Annotated in this window: 15 protein-coding genes; 7 read left to right on the top strand and 8 right to left on the bottom strand. The window is 41.8% G+C overall.

Features of this window, described 5'->3' with window-relative positions:
• Nucleotides 1-77 precede the first annotated feature (77 nt).
• Nucleotides 78-3803 (bottom strand): helicase-exonuclease AddAB subunit AddA, encoded by a 3726-nt coding sequence (gene addA / locus LCM09_RS10600; protein WP_224881388.1) that lies wholly within the window; start codon nucleotides 3801-3803, stop codon nucleotides 78-80.
• Entirely contained in the window at nucleotides 3784-7290 is a 3507-nt protein-coding gene (gene addB / locus LCM09_RS10595; RefSeq protein WP_224881379.1) for a helicase-exonuclease AddAB subunit AddB, read from the bottom strand. The genes addA and addB overlap by 20 nt, the downstream gene beginning before the upstream one ends.
• A 194-nt stretch (nucleotides 7291-7484) precedes the next feature.
• On the opposite strand from addB, the gene LCM09_RS10590 reads away from it, so the two are divergent.
• The 4 genes from LCM09_RS10590 to LCM09_RS10575 all read left to right on the top strand — a co-directional run bounded on the left by LCM09_RS10590 (nucleotide 7485) and on the right by LCM09_RS10575 (nucleotide 8865).
• Nucleotides 7485-7682: a hypothetical protein gene (locus LCM09_RS10590; protein ID WP_224881378.1), complete on the top strand. Its 198-nt coding sequence runs from the start codon at nucleotides 7485-7487 to the stop codon at nucleotides 7680-7682.
• Nucleotides 7683-7796: 114 nt separating this feature from the next.
• Nucleotides 7797-8006 carry a spore coat associated protein CotJA gene (locus tag LCM09_RS10585; protein ID WP_318246522.1) on the top strand — a complete coding sequence of 70 codons (210 nt, stop codon included), beginning with the start codon at nucleotides 7797-7799 and terminating at the stop codon, nucleotides 8004-8006.
• A gap of 2 nt (nucleotides 8007-8008) precedes the next feature.
• On the top strand, nucleotides 8009-8275 hold the full coding sequence (locus LCM09_RS10580; protein WP_224881376.1) for a spore coat protein CotJB: 267 nt from the start codon (nucleotides 8009-8011) through the stop codon (nucleotides 8273-8275).
• Nucleotides 8276-8295: 20 nt separating this feature from the next.
• Nucleotides 8296-8865, top strand: a complete 570-nt coding sequence (locus LCM09_RS10575) for a manganese catalase family protein (protein ID WP_224881374.1) — start codon at nucleotides 8296-8298, stop codon at nucleotides 8863-8865.
• A 732-nt stretch (nucleotides 8866-9597) separates the two neighbouring features.
• Here LCM09_RS10575 and LCM09_RS10570 read toward each other — a convergent pair.
• The 5 genes from LCM09_RS10570 to LCM09_RS10550 all read right to left on the bottom strand — a co-directional run bounded on the left by LCM09_RS10570 (nucleotide 9598) and on the right by LCM09_RS10550 (nucleotide 13434).
• On the bottom strand, nucleotides 9598-10212 hold the full coding sequence (locus LCM09_RS10570) for a TVP38/TMEM64 family protein (protein WP_224881372.1): 615 nt from the start codon (nucleotides 10210-10212) through the stop codon (nucleotides 9598-9600).
• Between the two features lie 121 nt (nucleotides 10213-10333).
• Entirely contained in the window at nucleotides 10334-10789 is a 456-nt protein-coding gene (locus LCM09_RS10565) for a pyridoxamine 5'-phosphate oxidase family protein (RefSeq protein WP_224881370.1), read from the bottom strand.
• Between the two features lie 231 nt (nucleotides 10790-11020).
• A complete protein-coding gene (locus tag LCM09_RS10560; protein WP_224881368.1) occupies nucleotides 11021-12394 on the bottom strand; it encodes a hypothetical protein in 1374 nt (457 codons plus the stop codon).
• A gap of 64 nt (nucleotides 12395-12458) precedes the next feature.
• On the bottom strand, nucleotides 12459-12980 hold the full coding sequence (locus LCM09_RS10555; RefSeq protein WP_224881366.1) for a hypothetical protein: 522 nt from the start codon (nucleotides 12978-12980) through the stop codon (nucleotides 12459-12461).
• 235 nt (nucleotides 12981-13215) lie between these two features.
• The gene (locus LCM09_RS10550) at nucleotides 13216-13434 is read right to left on the bottom strand and encodes a hypothetical protein (protein WP_224881364.1); all 219 of its coding nucleotides are present in this window, start codon (nucleotides 13432-13434) and stop codon (nucleotides 13216-13218) included.
• Nucleotides 13435-13614: 180 nt separating this feature from the next.
• On the opposite strand from LCM09_RS10550, the gene LCM09_RS10545 reads away from it, so the two are divergent.
• The 3 genes from LCM09_RS10545 to LCM09_RS10535 all read left to right on the top strand — a co-directional run bounded on the left by LCM09_RS10545 (nucleotide 13615) and on the right by LCM09_RS10535 (nucleotide 16517).
• Nucleotides 13615-14070 (top strand): protease complex subunit PrcB family protein, encoded by a 456-nt coding sequence (locus tag LCM09_RS10545; RefSeq protein ID WP_224881362.1) that lies wholly within the window; start codon nucleotides 13615-13617, stop codon nucleotides 14068-14070.
• Nucleotides 14071-14874 carry a DUF3891 family protein gene (locus LCM09_RS10540; protein ID WP_224881360.1) on the top strand — a complete coding sequence of 268 codons (804 nt, stop codon included), beginning with the start codon at nucleotides 14071-14073 and terminating at the stop codon, nucleotides 14872-14874. It begins immediately after the preceding gene.
• 179 nt (nucleotides 14875-15053) lie between these two features.
• Complete coding sequence (locus LCM09_RS10535) at nucleotides 15054-16517, top strand: SulP family inorganic anion transporter (RefSeq protein WP_404800811.1); 1464 nt, start codon at nucleotides 15054-15056, stop codon at nucleotides 16515-16517.
• A 47-nt stretch (nucleotides 16518-16564) separates the two neighbouring features.
• On the opposite strand, the gene LCM09_RS10530 is transcribed toward LCM09_RS10535, so the two are convergent.
• Nucleotides 16565-16705 (bottom strand): hypothetical protein, encoded by a 141-nt coding sequence (locus LCM09_RS10530; protein ID WP_224881358.1) that lies wholly within the window; start codon nucleotides 16703-16705, stop codon nucleotides 16565-16567.
• Nucleotides 16706-16785 lie beyond the last annotated feature (80 nt).

Genomic DNA, 16785 nt, shown 5'->3' with positions numbered 1-16785 from the left:
CTCCTTTGCAAACAAAATTTGTATGTAGAACGTATTTTGAATAAATAAGCCAGCCGGACATCAGCCCGGCCAGCACGTTAATCGATCGTTACCAATCTACCACCATCGAAAAAGTAAAGCACCTTTTCTTTACATGGCATGTTCCATATTTCATCGATTGCTTTTTCATATAATCGTAACTGTGTTGAGTAGCGGTTCGTCATCGTCGTTTCAATCTGTTCTTCAGAAGTAAACCGATTCTCGATAACATCTGTTTTGTAATCGACTAGCGTTAATCCATCTTCCTCTTCGATAATAAGGTCGATGACACCCTGCAGGACGACCGTTTCTTGTTCGCCTTCAAATTCACAGTAAATCCACTTAGAATCTACACCAAGACTGAACGGAACTTCCTTATGAATAGCTTTTGCATTCCTCATCTTTGCTCCAAGAGGAGAATCAATAAACTGCACGATTTGTGCTTCATCAATCGCCTCCGTCTGTTCAGATGTTAACAGTTCTTTTTGTTCAAGACGAGCGATTAACTCTCTAATTGACATCTCATCAGCGACACGGGGCACGTCAAGGTGTTGCATGACCACGTGCATGGCCGTACCTCTTTCAGCAGGAGTAAGCTTTTTACTTTGCAAGAACCGAGGTCGTTCTTTTAAGGACTGTTTAAACCCTTTGACGATCGTAGAATCACTGCGCTCGTCCGCAAAAACTTCACGCTGTCGTTTTACTTCTGTTACGGATTGCTTTGACTTCGTTTCTGTAGCAGCAGTATGAGGATACGACCAGCTCAATCGATTAACGACTTCTTCCTGATTTGGACTGCTCTCAGGAATCTTGTTTTTCTCACGAAGTAACCGTTCATACTCCTCTTGTCTTTCTACATCTTCAGATTCTACTTCAGCAAAGTCAGCTGCTGAGTGAATGGTTAGGTCCCACCTAGATGTGTGGTTGTACACCGCAGCTGGCTTCTTAATATCGGCGACTTCATCAATAATCTTCTCTAAATCACGGTGCCTTAGTAGAGATGGTCCGATCCAGCTTAAATAGGATTTTCCTTTTGATCGTTCAAAATCTGAAAGCAGCCATTCTTCTGTCGAAGCACCTGTCCAGGTTAATAGCTCTTTCTCCCATTCTTTCACGGTACCAATCAAATACAGCTTCTCTTTCGCTCTCGTTAACGCAACATACAGTACCCGCATTTCCTCTGCGAGCATTTCAAGTCGCATCCTTTTTTGAAGTGTAAAATAAGGGAGCGTCGGATACGTCACGCGATTGATCGGATCGATAAACTTTGAAGCTACTCCTAGCTCTTTATGCATGAGCATCGGATTCACCATGTCACGTAAGTTGAACTGTTTTGCGATTCCTGCAACAAAAACGATTGGGAACTCGAGCCCCTTACTTTTGTGAATCGTCATGACTCTGACAACGTCTTCTTGCTCACCGAGCGCTCGTGCAGTGCCAAGATCGCCACCTTGCTCTTTCATTCGATCAATAAAGCGTAGGAAACGGAATAAACCTCTAAATGATGTTGCTTCATACTGTCTTGCACGATCATATAATGCACGTAAATTTGCCTGACGCTGCAAACCTGCAGGCATTCCACCTACAAACTCATAATAGTTCGTTTCTCGATACAATTGCCAAATCAGCTCGCCAAGAGAAGACTGTCTAGCTTGGTCACGCCACTGGTTAAGGTTTTCTAGAAAATCTGAAAGCTTGCTAGAAAGATCATCAGATTCATTCGCTACATACGTTTGTACCGCTTCGAAATAGTTCGACCTCTTCTCATGGATTCGTATTCTAGCTAGTTCTTCCTCTGTTAATCCAATGATAGGAGAGCGAAGCACTGAGGCGAGCGGAATATCCTGATACGGGTTATCGATCACGTTGAGAAGACTCATCATGATCGCTACTTCTGTCGCTTCAAAATAGCCTGTAGCAAGATCTGAATACGAGGGGATTCCTGCCTGCTTTAATTCTTCAAGGATGACTGGCGCAGAGCTTGCGGTTGCTCTGAGTAGTACGACCATATCCCTGTATTCAACAGGTCTCATTCGGTCTTCTTTTCGGTCGTAAACTTTTGCACGCTCCTGTTCACCTTTGCCCATCATCGTCTTGATGCGCGATGCCATCAAACGTGCTTCTAGCTGAACTTTCTCAACGTCCTCCTCGCTATCTTCCACTTCTTTGCTTTGGTCGATCAAGTGAACTTCAGGAACGACTGATTCAGATGAAGGGTAATCTGCGCCAGGTATCAGTTCAGCTGCTTCATCATACTGAATTTCTCCAACGCGTTCGTCCATGATTTGTTTGAAAATGTAGTTCGTCCCATTAAGAACTTCTTCACGACTTCTGAAGTTTCGCGCAAGGTCGATCCGCTTAGAGGGCTCGTCAGATGAACGTCCGAATGTTTTATATTTTGAAAGAAAGAGACCTGGCTCTGCTAGTCGGAACCGATAGATGCTCTGCTTCACGTCACCAACCATAAAGCGATTCCCAGCTGTATCACCACTACGGCTGATTGCATTCAAGATTGTTTCTTGAACTGAATTCGTATCCTGATACTCATCGATCAACACTTCTGCAAACTGTGTTTGATATTCTCTAGCAGCACTAGAAGGGATAGGATATTCTGGCGTGGAATCCTCATCGAGAAGAACAGAGAGACAGTAATGCTCAAGATCACTGTAGTCAACAAGTCCCTTCTCTTTTTTTAATAGTTTGTAACGTTCTCGGAACTGTTTCACAAGCTGTGAGAGTGTGCGTAGATGAGGTGCTAACTTTTCTAGATCTTCCACATACTCCTCTGCCGTTCTTTGGAATAATTCTTCCTGCAAGCTCTGAACAGTCTTTTTCACTTTGTCTCTCATACCTTTTACGGCATCGATTTTCAGAGGGTCATACTGATCACCTTTACATGGTTTAAGTCTACCGAAATGAAAGGCTTCAAAGCTCTCTTTAAGAGAAGACCATGAGTCATGTGCTGATTCGAGAGCATTTGTGACCATCGTGCGCTCTTTCTGAAGAGTTTCAAGATAAGGTTCTGGACCTTCAGCAGAGGATGCTAGGTCGATCGATTTGTCCTGAAGTTCTTTCATCCCTTCAAGCTGCAAGATGACATCTTTCTTAAGCTCCTTCACCCAGATCAATTCATCGAACTTTTGTTTCCCTGCATTTTCGTACTGAACGACACTTTCATATAACCATTGATCTGGCCACGGATGACTCGATGAGAAGTGATACAGTTTTTCGACGAGCTGCTGAAGATCGATATCACTTCGATCACTACTATAACGGTCAACTAATTCAAAGAATGCCTCGTTGTTCTCATCACTATAATGTTCCTCAAAGAGCTCTTCCATCGCTTCTTCTCGAAGAAGAGCTGCTTCTGTTTGATCTGCGACTCTGAAGGCAGGATCAAGGTCGATTTCATAGTAATAGCGGCGTAAGACTTCCATACAAAAGGAATGGAGAGTCGAGATAGATGCTCTGTTTAGCATCGAGAGCTGTCTTCGTAAATAGAGAGATGAAGGATCTTCTTTTAGCCTCGCTTCAAGCGCTTCTCCAATTCGGTGTCTCATTTCGGCAGCCGCTGCGTTTGTGAATGTAACAACAAGAATGCGGTCGACCTCAGCTGGGTCCTTCTCGTCCGCTAGCCGTCTAATGATGCGTTCAACGAGGACAGCTGTTTTCCCCGATCCGGCAGCAGCAGCCACAAGAACATCTTGATTTCGTGCAGCAATCGCCTCCCATTGTGCATCCGTCCAGTTAGAGCCTTCTGGCTTCTTAATGAATTCCGTCATCATCGTCTCCTCCTTTCTCTCTCATACTCCTTAATATCGTTTCATCATCTTTTACAGGAATCACTTTGTATGAATTATCCTCCATCGCCTGATCAAATTGACAAAATGAGCGATAAGAACAAAACGTACAAGGAATTTTATCTTTCATTTTGTACGGGTCGATATCGATTTTCCCATCAGAAATATCTGTACCGATCTGCTGAATCGTTTTTCTTGTATACGATCGGAGCGCATCGAAATCATCTCTAGAGAGCACCGATGAGTTCTTAGTAAAGTTCCCATCTTTCTTTAACGCAGCGGGTACGATATCCGATTTGTCCATCTCAATCGTATCATCCATCAACCGAACCACATCTTTATCAGCGAGTAGGAGCCCTTTCATCTTAAACTTCTTGAAAAGCTCCCTCTGTATGGCCGATTGTGTTGGTGATGAGGTTTGGAGCATCGGGTTATGAACATGGAAATAGAGCATTCCTGCAGCAGCTGCTTCTCTTCCAAGCCATAGATGTGAATAAGAGATCACTACATCTAAATACGTAAGCATCTGTAGCGCAAGCCCAAAGTATACTTCAGACAGATCGAGAGACGTTCCGCTCGATTTATAATCGATGACCCTTAGAAGAAGCTCATCCTCTTTGAATGCCTGATCGACTCGATCGATTCGTCCGATCAACTGAAGCGTACAACCATTTCTCAATTTGAATTGAATCGGAGGCAGCTCTTGTCCAGGACCGAATGCTAGCTCTAGGCCAGCGGGCTGAAACCCACTTCGTTTTGCCTGCTGTCCGAGTACGGATGATGCACGTCCTACGACCTGTTTTAACTTCCTCATAATATAGTGGTACCGGTTTGAGCTTAGTAGAATTTCATTTTGAAGTCTTGGTGCAAGCTGCTCAACGATCTCACCAGAAAGTTCATAGTATTGATTTGTCGAAAGCTTACTCCAATCCCAGTCTCGTTGTTTGATTGTTTCTGCAAGCATATTTAACGATGCATGGAAAAGCTGACCGATGTCAGGGGCTTCTAGCTTGAACGTTGAACGTTCTTTCAACCTTAGACCATGTGAGGCAAATTGAGAAAAGGCGCAAGACTGATACCGCTCCATCCTCGAGACACTCGCTTGGATATTCGATCCGTATAGCTCACGGCTCGTTTCCACTGAGAGATTCGTAGCTTTATTGCGGTAAAACAGACTTTCGATTAACCTCAACTTACTGCTCTCTTGATCTTTGTGATCGACAAACCAGTTATATGCATCCCACCAGATACCATTGATCGGATAACCTCTATGCCACTGGCGAAGCTGACCAGTAAGTCTTCCGATCGTTTTCAATGGATTCGTAATGAATGACAATTCGTCTACTGCTTCTTCACCTGGTTCAGCAAACTTCAGTCCAATAGTAAGGTCAGGGAACATTTCCTGAATACGGTTCATAACGATTGAAGGCTGTAGTCCTTTTCCTTCCTCATCTGCGAGTGGGCAGCTTATCCATAAATAATCTGAAGGTGTAGATAGCGCATGATAGATAAGAAACTCTTCGTCTAATAACCTTCGCTTTAATCCTGGCGCCAGCTGAATTCCTTGTTCTTCTAGCTTCTCTCGATCTTGTTCACTTAACAATCCGTCATCCTGAATTTTTGCAGGCAACACACCATCGTTCACACCAAGTAAAAAACCACACTTCACGTTCGTAAAACGTGTTCGATCGATACTACCGATCACAACTTGGTCAAGTGACGCAGGAACGAGTGCAAACTTCATGCTTTCGATACCAGCTTCAAGAAGCTTCGTAAACTGATCGACCGATAGCTCCTGGTCTCCGATTAGCTCGACAGTTTCATCAAGAAGAGCGATCACGGCATCCCAAACCTGATCATGTTCTCGCGCTTTCGTTAGCTGACCTGCCTCTTCAGCCTGCTCTTTTAATCGATCTACCTTTTCAGCAGCGTTACAATTTTCAAGGAAATAATAGAGAACTTCACACTTCTCTCGCACCGTCTTGGCACTTTTCATTTTCCGCTCAAATTTCTCTAAAGGATCTGCAATCCATTCCTTCGTTTGATTCAGACGGTCTTCCATCTTTTCAATTTCTTCTGATGAGACTGTTTCTTTGTCTTCTAATTGACGGTAAATATTCGCTTTCCATCGGTCTCCAGTTCTCCACCGGTAACCTTTGATTCCTTTCGCGATCACGTAGTTCTCAAGCTCATCCATCCGATCTCTCATCTGAGCTTTGCTATCCTCCGCTTCATCTGGGAATAGCAATTCTGTTTTGACACAGCGAAATACAGCTTCATAACGCCAGTGATATTGAATAATATCTAGGCTCGATCGAATGAGTTCGATCAGCGGGTGATGAAGCATCGTACGTTTCTGGTCAGAGAAAATAGGAATACCATGATCAGTAAAAATCGTCTCCACAAGCTCATAGTAAGTCGACATGTCTCGAACCATCACAGAGATATCTCGATAGCGATACCCCTCGTCTCTAACAAGTCGCAGCGTATCTCGTGCTGCCGCTTCAACTTCAGAACGTATATTCACTGCATGATTGACGTGTATGTTTTCGAGTTCACCTGAATACAAGACAGGCGGACGTTCCCCATAGTTTGCTTCTAGATGGCTGAGCTCGTTGTTTCGATATCTCTTTTGCTCACTAAGAACCTGAGGGACGTCAACATCAATACCTTCCTCATTCGCTATCTCAAGTAACGTCTGATACGTTGTAGCAGGCTCATGGAAAAGATCGAGTTCATGCACAGAAGACGGAATCATCTCTGTATCCATCGTTATCGTAAAGGTGATATTGGCACCCTTTTTCATCAATGCTTGTAAAACGAGTAACTCCTGTGGAGTAAAGCTATGAAACCCATCGACCCAGATCGTTGCATTTTCTAAATAGTTAGATTCAGAGATTTTCTCAGCTAACAGCTGTAAGTAGTCTTCCGAATCTAAATAATGGCCAATCATCGCTCGTTGAAACGCGTCGTATACAAGATGAAGATCGTATAGCTTGTCTCTTAACAAACTTCTGTCGTCAGTTGTATAAAAGTCATCTGCGTAGCTCTTGATATGATCTGGTTCCAAACAGTAACGCTTAAATTCAGTCACCATATCATTGAGCTGATCAATGTAACCTGTTTTGTCAGAGGAGCGTTGATAGATTCGAAGTTTCTGTTTGTTTTCTTCGATAATGTGGCGGAGCATCATGCTGGTACCGACGGACGTTAAATGTGGTCTCGCCATCCCTCCTGTTTCTTGTAGGACTTTCCATGCAAGTCGTGTGAAGCTAAACACTTGTGCGCGAATCATTCCTTTTAATCCGCGATTATGTACTAACTCATACTCCGATTGAAACGTCATTTGTTCTGGTACTAAATAAATCATCGTTTCGCCTAGAGGACGTTTGATTAACTCACTTTGAATTTCAGTGAGGCAACGATCGGTTTTTCCGCTCCCCGATCTGCCAATTACAAATTGAACTCCCATGCCTTTCTCCTCCCGTACCCGTGTACTAACTATCTCTTCATATTATCTCACGTTTTTCACCAATTTGATAGGTATCATAAGAAGATACGTTCGCATCAAACACTTCCAAATGTTGAGTGGTTCTCTAATAGGTTTTAGGCAACACTGTAAGGGTATAGTGTACTAAGCATAACTTTTGAAAAGGAGTTTTTGACATGGAAAACAAAGAAATGGATACATTCAAATGGGAACTAAACCGAATCACGAGAGACATGACTGAATTTGTTCATAGCTATGAAAAGCTCGATGATTCACAGAAGACAAGTGTTCACAGTAACTATCCTTTCGAATTAGATCTTCATGAACTGAAAAATGCGCTAGCGAAATGGAACAATACTGTTAACAAAATGTAAAAGCACCAAGCACCTCCAACTAGTGGGGGTGCTTTTTTTGATGCCCTGAACATTTTTTTAAGGAAATTACATACATCTAGTAAAGGTATGGATTCGAAAATGAGGAGGGGAACAATGTACACCAATAGGAAATATTACGAACCTTATATTAGCCCCTTTGACCCTTGTAAACCTATACGAATGAAGTCCTATTCTACACCTCCAAATCTTTATTTAGGTTTTCAACCTCCGGGTCTTGAACAGTTCTCCCCGAGAGAAGCACTCAAATCGGGAACGCTCTGGAAAGTGTTCTATGACCCTTACGAAAAGAACAAGGAGGGATAACCGTGTCACACAAACAGCTACCGAAGGAGTATTACGAACTACTCGAAGAGCTTCAGGCAACTGATTTTGTGCTTTTAGAACTAACATTGTATCTCGATACACACCCAAATGACATCGATGCGATTAAACAGTTTAATGAATTTGCGAAAATGAGGAAGCAATTAAAGAAAAAGTACGAAAAAGAATACGGCCCCCTCCTGCAGTACGGGAATAGTTATAGCAGCTATCCATGGAACTGGGACGATGCACCGTGGCCGTGGCAAGTTTAATCATGAAAGGATGAGTGCGTTTGTGGGTTTATGAGAAAAAGCTTCAATATCCAGTAAAAGTAAGCACATGTAACCCGATGCTTGCGAAATTTCTAATCGAGCAATACGGAGGAGCAGATGGAGAGCTAGCAGCTGCCCTTCGATACTTAAACCAGCGGTACACGATTCCTGATAAAGTCGTCGGGTTACTAACTGATATCGGTACTGAAGAATTCGCCCACCTCGAAATGATTGCAACGATGATTTATAAACTAACGAAAGATGCAACCTCAGACCAAATGAAAGAAGCTGGACTTGGAGCTCACTACGCAAACCACGACAGAGCACTCTTCTACCAAAACGCAGCAGGCGTCCCATGGACAGCAAGCTACATCGCTGCAAAAGGCGACCCAATCGCAGACCTATACGAAGACATCGCCGCCGAAGAAAAAGCCAGAGCCACCTACCAATGGATCATCGACCTCTCAGACGACCCAGACCTAAACGACTCCCTCGCCTTCCTAAGAGAACGAGAAATCGTACACTCGCAGAGGTTTAGAGAAGCAGTGGAGATTTTGAAGGAAGAGAGGGATAAGAAGAAGTTTTATTGATTGATTGAAAAGCGGAGACGAGCGGTTAGAAACGGAGCTATTGGAACTCTTGAAATTGAACACGTTCTTTGTGTTCAGTTGAAAGAGTGAAATAGCTCCGTTTCTGCGAGTCGGAGCTGGACATCACGAAAAGCGGAGACGAGCGGTTAGAAACGGAGCTATTGGAACTCTTGAAATTGAACACGTTCTTTGTGTTCAGTTGAAAGAGTGAAATAGCGCAGTTTCTGCGAGTCGGAGCTGGACATCATGAAAAGCGGAGGTGGCCCGTTTAGGCTCGACAACCGCTGGAGGCTTTTCGAATGAACACGCTTTTTGTGTTCAATCGAAAAGGTGAAGCGTCTCGAGAGCCTGGCCACCGCAGCTAGACACGAAAAGCGGAGACGAGCGGTTAGAAACGGAGCCATCCAACCTCTCAAAATAGCGTTTCGCCGATAAAACCCCCATTTTCGCTGATATATTGAAAAAAGCGCTGATATAATTCGCATTTTCGCTGATATATCGGTAATATCGCTGATATCGCTCAAATTTTCGCCGATATCTCACACCGAGCACAACTGTCATGAGCCAAATCCCTACTTTATTAGCCAAATCAAGGTTTTATTGTCCAAATCAGCATTTTATTAGCCAAAATCATTTTTTATTGTCTAACTAAAATGATTCTAACCCCAACATACCACTCCACCCCGCCCACAAACCGAGTACTACAAAAGCCATGCCGCATACCGGCATGGCTTATCTTGATTGATCTTCGATTCTTGTTTTTCTTGGGCGTTGGTTCAATTTTAGTTCGATGATTTTTCCTGCACCCCACAGCAAGCTGATGGCAACTACGATCAATACGAGCTGAAGTGGCTGGTGAATCAGTGAAAATACATCGTGACCAATGAACGATACGATTGCGATCATGACCATTTTTCCAAGAAGAACAGCTAGCACAAAACTTCTAATACTCATATTAGACAAACCTGCGACAACGTTGATGAGAGCTGATGGCGTGAACGGGAAGCATAGCAAAAGAAATACCATTCCAAATCCATGTCTCTCTATCCAGCGCAGAGTTTTATCGATCTTTTTATGTTTTGTAATCAATCCCATGAAGCGCTGCCTTGCAAATTTTCTTACCACAATAAAAACAAGCAATGCACCAAGAGATGCGCCTAACCACGATAGCAACGAACCGAACCAGAATCCGTAAGCCGCAGCATTGCCGGCTACAAATAGAAATAACGGCAATATTGGAAGGACAGCTTCCAACATCGGAAGCAGAATTCCAGGTAAAGGACCAAGTGCTGCGTATTGATTAAGCCATTCTTTTATCGTCTCTTCATTTAGAGAATCAATTATCATTCCCCACTCCATATGGGAATCAACCTCGTTTCATGATGCGAGTGTCATGTTATGTGACAGCACGGATTACGTTTCTTACTCTTTATTAAAGCATAAATAAAGTCTGATAGAAAGTTGGAAGTTAGTTCATCAGTGCTTGATAAACTTCCTCATCTAATGCTTTCGCTTTTTCTTTATTATAGGTTTTCTCATACTGTGGCTCAGCCGTGATCTTTGCACCCCAAAACATGGACTCTAAGACTTGTTCAACTTCTACGTTAATCTTGGCTAGTTTTAAAGAAACACCACTCATGGCTTCTTCTAGAATAGAGGCTTTCCCTTGTATAGAATACACGGTTTCTAACCCGATGATCGATAGAACAACGCCATGGTTTTCCTTCACATTTTCAACCGTCCTCGAATTAGTCGTAACAGAAAAACGAATGTTCTTCGTATTTAACGCTTTCACCCATGAAATTGCAGATACATTAGGCATACCAGTTTCGTGATCGATTGTTGAAAGCATGACGAGCTTTTCCCCTTCTAGAAAAGCTGTAAGATCATCCGTTAACTCAGTCACATTACCCTTCTTTGCCATTCACCTCATCCTTTCACTTCTCATATCTCTACTCTCTCCTAAAAGATTACCATGAATACCCGGTATTGGAAACGCTCCGGCACTAGGGGAGTTGTGACTTAAAACAAAAAAATTGCCGCACTCATCGAGTACGGCAAAAAGGGGGAAAATCAATGTAAAAAATTCATTACTTAGGGGGTTTGATAATAACTATACCCCGTCTGCAAGTTCCGAAACCTAAAGTTTATTATTTTATTTATTTTTTTTTACTTTTGTTAGAGGTGCACTGATTTTTCCTTTTACAGGAACGATATTAGGGAGGCCAGACAGGTTCACAGTAACAGGTGATAAGGAGGTTACATGCCCCATATCGAGATTAACGAAAAAACCATCACCGGATTTTTCAATGTCGTAAATAAGGATTTCATCACGGTTACGATCCTCAACTGATAGAGAACTAAAGTCTTGTCGATATGGATGTTGATCCTTTTCATTTCCGTTCATGAGATTAAATGTTCGAACCTCTTCATGATGAACGTGACTTTCACCCTCTAATAGTAGAGAAAGTTTATGGGATCCCCTTATCTCTTCTGTACCAATCGAATAGGTAATCCCACCATAGCTTCCTGCTTTTAGCAGTTCACCGCTTTTTATCTGTGTTAGTTTTTCCTTATCGATCGTCGTAGAAAAGGATCCATTATGATCTTTTGAAATGCCGGTAACTTCATAGTTCAACTCTTCTTCAAATTCATAAAACGGCTGAAGTAGTATGGAGTATTCGTCTCCTTCTTTCTTCACCTTATACCGATGTTGATAGGATTCTTCTCCAAACTGTTGAGTGATAAGAATGTGAGATAGATCAGGTAGGGTTGTATTAAAAAATATCTCATTCCCGTGAAAGTTTGCGGTGAATTTCGAAAACGTGATGGAACCTTCTTTCGTTTGGACTGTTGTATTCAAGTCAGCTTCAGCAAAAGGACTGCCCATGTACCCATTGCTGAGGTCTAAAGTCACATCATCTAAAGAGACTTTCTTTCCATTTTCGTTGACTTTTAAATTTTGGAGCGTAACTTCTTTACTATAATTCAACTGGTGGATATCATCATCTGGACGGAACGTTTCTAGGTCTGCAGGAATTAAGACCGCAGCTTTATAAACGCGATGATCCATAACCATAGGCTTCATTGAATTCCGATATTGCATCTCCTGCTGATTGACGACTTTAGATTGACTACCTTCGGCTTCAGTATCATAGCTGACCTTCCCTACCGTGAGCGATGGGAGGTCTTGCGGTAAATCATCTTTCTTTAGAGGGAAGGAATAAGAAAGATATATCCCTCCATAAGCAAGCACCATCGCATCATGGATCTCAAGCTCGCGATCCAACTCAAGTATTGGGATGGTCATATTATATGTATTGACTGCATCGAGCTGTTCAGCTAGCTTCATTTGTGGAATGATTTGCTTCATTTGGTTATCTAGTTCAGCTGATGACTCCATCACGTTGAATACATTTGCATCTACTTCAAAATCAGCTTCTCTATTTTGTAGAAAGTTAAAAACAACAAAGAACAACCCTAATGTAACCAATATTCCGATAATTTTATATGTATTTAACCTCTTCATCCTTTCCCCCCAGGTTACTTTTTCCTATAGTTTACCATAAAAAAACAGCAGATTGTCTGCTGTTTTACGGTTGAACCTCAACTGGGATGCGAAATAGAAAACGCTCTTTTTCACCCTCGTATTCAATTGGTACTGTGACTTCGATTTGATAAACGCCAGGTTCAAGCTCCGCTGTTAGTTTAGCTTCCCCTTCCAAAATGTCTTTTGGTGATACGTTCTCTTCAACAGTGGGTTCATTCGTAGTAAAGGGAATGACTACTTCATCGGTCTCATGTTTTGTGATCTTATAGTTCAACATTCCATCTTCTACAACTTTGATTGAATTCTCTTCATCACCGCTGTACCTAAGCTTTGCTGTTAATGATACGCGGTTATCATCTGTAAGCTTACTATTTAGCAATCCACCTACAGGAATCTTTGGTTGTGTTTCTGATCGTGAGACGACATCTTTTTGAGTCTCACTTAGAACGTACTCACTCGTGTTCATTTTGCCGTCACTCATCAAGACGTTTGCTGCTCCGACAATAACGAATACAATAAAGAAAACAATAATAAATTTTGAACCATTAAACTTAATACGTTTCATGATGACATCCTTCCATACCTTAACTCAATGCTACTAGTATAGCATTTTCTTCTTCTTGTTGGACGAGTAATCCAACAAACTTTCTAAACAGTTTGTTACACTGAAAAGAAAAAGTGTATTGAAAGGATGTCATCGATGTTATCTACAATAATGGACATATTTGTTGCCATCGGACTGTTTTTCTTTCTGCTTTTCGGCCTTTATTTAGTCGATACATTTCGACGCAAGAAATAACTTAAGCTTCTGGACCAGCCTTATACAATACTGATGGTGCTGGATCCACAACCGAAGCGTCATATTCAGTTTGCAGTTTCGATGATGGGATTTCTTTCATTACCCTTACAAGCTCTTCCTCATCAGGGCTATATCCCTTCCTTGATAAATACTCCATGATTTCGTGTGTAGAAACTGGTTCTTCAACATTTTTTAGAAACGTAAGAATTTCGTTTTGCATGTCTAGTCCCCTTCCTTATCATGATCTTTATCACCATAGATTCATTACCCTAACATCTACGAATGTAACCCCATACAAGGTAAACCCTTTCCATTTTATCTAATTTTCGCTAAACTTAAACTTACTACGCACATCATTTCCATGCGATCGATGTTTATGTGCAAGGAGGGAGAAAGATCAGTGCGACACATTATACTTTTACTTACTATTGTGATCGCTTTAGTTATCTCTGGCTGCCAGAATGAAGAGAATACATCTGAACAACCAGAAACTAACGGGGGTGAAAAGGTGTCTGAAGAAGTTGAGTTTGAAACGGTTCAAATGAACAATGCACCTCAAGATATACAAACAACCTTACAACAAAAGTGGTTAGAAAAGTCTACATTCACTGTTCCATCAGGCGATCATCTCTATATCATTATAACGAGAGGTGAAATGCCTACAGGAGGCTACTCGATAACGATTGACAGCATTTCAAAAGAGGATAACAAATTATTGGTTAAGTACTATACAACCGACCCTAAAAAGGATGAGATGGTGACACAGGCGATTACGAAGCCATTCACAATCGCTAAGATCGACCACACAAATGCTCGAATCAACTTTCAGGAAATCAAGAAAAGCTCCCTACAATGATTGGGAGCTTTTTATACCTATCGAAAGGATGATTGGATGATTGTCTATGAACAAAATGATTCTTACATTATGATCAGACAGCATGAACATGCTCTCCTATCAGGTCAGCTCGCGAATAAGCTTGATCGAAACTACTGGCCAGACCTTTCCTATCAACATGACGTCCTCTACGCGATTCACCATCACGATCGAGGATGGAAATCACTTGATGAAGTTCCAATTTGGAACGATGCTAACCAAATCCCATTTTCCTTCATGGATTATCCCCTTCCAGTTAAGCTTGATTATTACATAAAAGGAATTGAAGAGGTTCATAAGTACAGCTCATATGCCGCATACCTATGCAGCAAGCATTACCAATCTTTCTTCAAAAACGCTACTTCACCAAAAGGCGTTAGCTTTTACAATGATGAAAACAAACGTCAGAAAGCACTGTTACAAGATTTCAACATTCAGGAAGACCTCTTCACTTTTCACTATCACCTTCTCCAGTTTTTCGATGACCTTTCTTTATATGTTTGTTTCCAAGATCCTGGTGTCCACAAATCAGATGAATTGTCATGGTTTAAAGAGGGCTTCTCACAACCATTCTATTTCCTATCAAAAGACGAGCGCATCGTTGCGAATTGGATCGATGAAAGTACCATTTCGTTATCTCACCCTCTAATTTCAACTGAAGAGCGTTTCGCAGTTCAATTGAAACGCGTACCAAAACACTTAGTCGCACAAAAAGGAATCTCTGCTGCCTATCACGCTACTTCTACAGAACATCGATCATTTCGAATTTTACCCCCAGAAAGTTGAAATCTAATGAAAAATAGAGTAAATAGAAGAAAATAAAAGCATGAAATCCATGAGTTCGCTTTCACGCCACAATTGGAGGCTCGTCACATTCCTCTTTCCTGCGTATAATTCACTTTGTTTTGTCCGGTCCACCTTTCCGGGGAGGGAAGGAATACGCATAAAAGAAGGAAGTGTATTATTTGTCAATTCAACAAGTAAAAAGTGAATGGTTCGGAAACGTCCGTGGTGACGTTATGGCAGGACTAGTCGTGGCGCTTGCGCTTATTCCTGAAGCCATTGCTTTCTCAATAATGGCAGGGGTCGATCCAATGGTAGGATTGTACGCCTCATTCTCAATTGCCGTCGTCATTTCATTTACTGGTGGTAGACCAGGGATGATTTCAGCAGCAACAGGTGCGATGGCTGTACTGATGGTAACTCTTGTCGCTGATCACGGTCTGCAGTATTTATTCGCTGCAACGATCTTAACTGGTATTCTGCAAATTGCTATGGGAGTATTGAAAGTCGGCAAATTCATGAAATTTATTCCACGTTCGGTTATGGTAGGTTTCGTGAATGCCCTCGCAATCCTTATCTTTAGCTCACAGCTACCACACTTCGTAGGAGAATCTTGGCCGATGTATCTTATGGTTGCTGGAGCACTAGCGATCATCTATCTTCTACCTAGATTTACAAAAGTTATTCCTTCCCCACTTATTGCGATTGTGGTTATTACAGTGATTGCAATCATGTCAGGAAGTGGCGTACGAACAGTTGGCGATATGGGTGAGCTTACTCAAGCACTCCCTGCATTCTTTATTCCATCCGTTCCATTTAACCTTGACACTCTAATGATTATTTTCCCATATTCATTAGCGCTCGCGCTCGTTGGACTTCTTGAGTCGTTCCTTACAGCATCGATCGTTGATGATATGACGGATACAGATAGTAACAAGAACAGAGAGGCAAAAGGACAAGGTGTTGCTAACATCGTGACTGGTTTCTTCGGTGGTATGGCTGGTTGTGCGATGATTGGACAATCTGTCATCAATGTTAAATCAGGTGGTAAAGGACGTCTTTCAGCTCTAGTTGCTGGTTCATTCTTAATGTTTTTGATTCTAGTTATGGGTGATATTGTAAGTCAAATACCACTTGCAGCACTCGTTGGGGTTATGATCATGGTATCCGTAGGAACATTCGATTGGTCATCACTTACGAACTTACACCGTCTTCCGAAAACGGATGCTGCGGTTATGGTCGTTACTGTATTAACCGTATTATTCACGCATAACCTAGCAAATGGTGTACTAGCTGGTATCGTATTGAGTGCGATCTTCTTCGCAGCAAAAATCTCTAAGATTCATGTGAACAGTACACTCGATGACGCGAACAACCGTAGAATTTATGAAGTATCAGGTCAAATATTCTTTGCGTCTGTAACGGATTTAATCAAATCCTTCGATTATAAAGAAGAAATCGATCGCGTTGAAATTTCCTTATCAGATGCTCATCTCTGGGATGATTCTGCAGTAGGTGCAATTGATAAGATTCATGCTAAATTTGTTCAAAACGGTATTTCCGTTAAGTTTGTTGGCTTAAATGAAGCAAGTACGACATTGATGAACAAATTATCTGATAGCAATTCAGACAAAATGGCATCGTAAACGTATAAAGGCACTTCCTCTATTGAAGGAAGTGCCTTTTTATGTACTCATAATAACAGTGATAATCCATACACAAGTGCACCAATTGTGGCTATTGAATAATTAAAAAGGCGATTGTTTTCGTTCCAATTCGTTTCAGCGTTGAATTCTCCAAAGGCAAGCAGTCGGTACTTCGTCTCGCTTCTCAACCTCAACACATCCTTTTATTTAACTATTCTGAAAATATCTTTCTTATATTGTAAGCGCTTACTATCCCTTTGTAAAGGCA

The organism is Guptibacillus algicola (assembly GCF_020171805.1).
Classification (GTDB): domain Bacteria; phylum Bacillota; class Bacilli; order Bacillales; family Guptibacillaceae; genus Guptibacillus; species Guptibacillus algicola.
The sequence above is the reverse complement of the archived record's forward strand: the minus strand, read 5'-3'. Positions and strand labels throughout refer to the sequence as shown.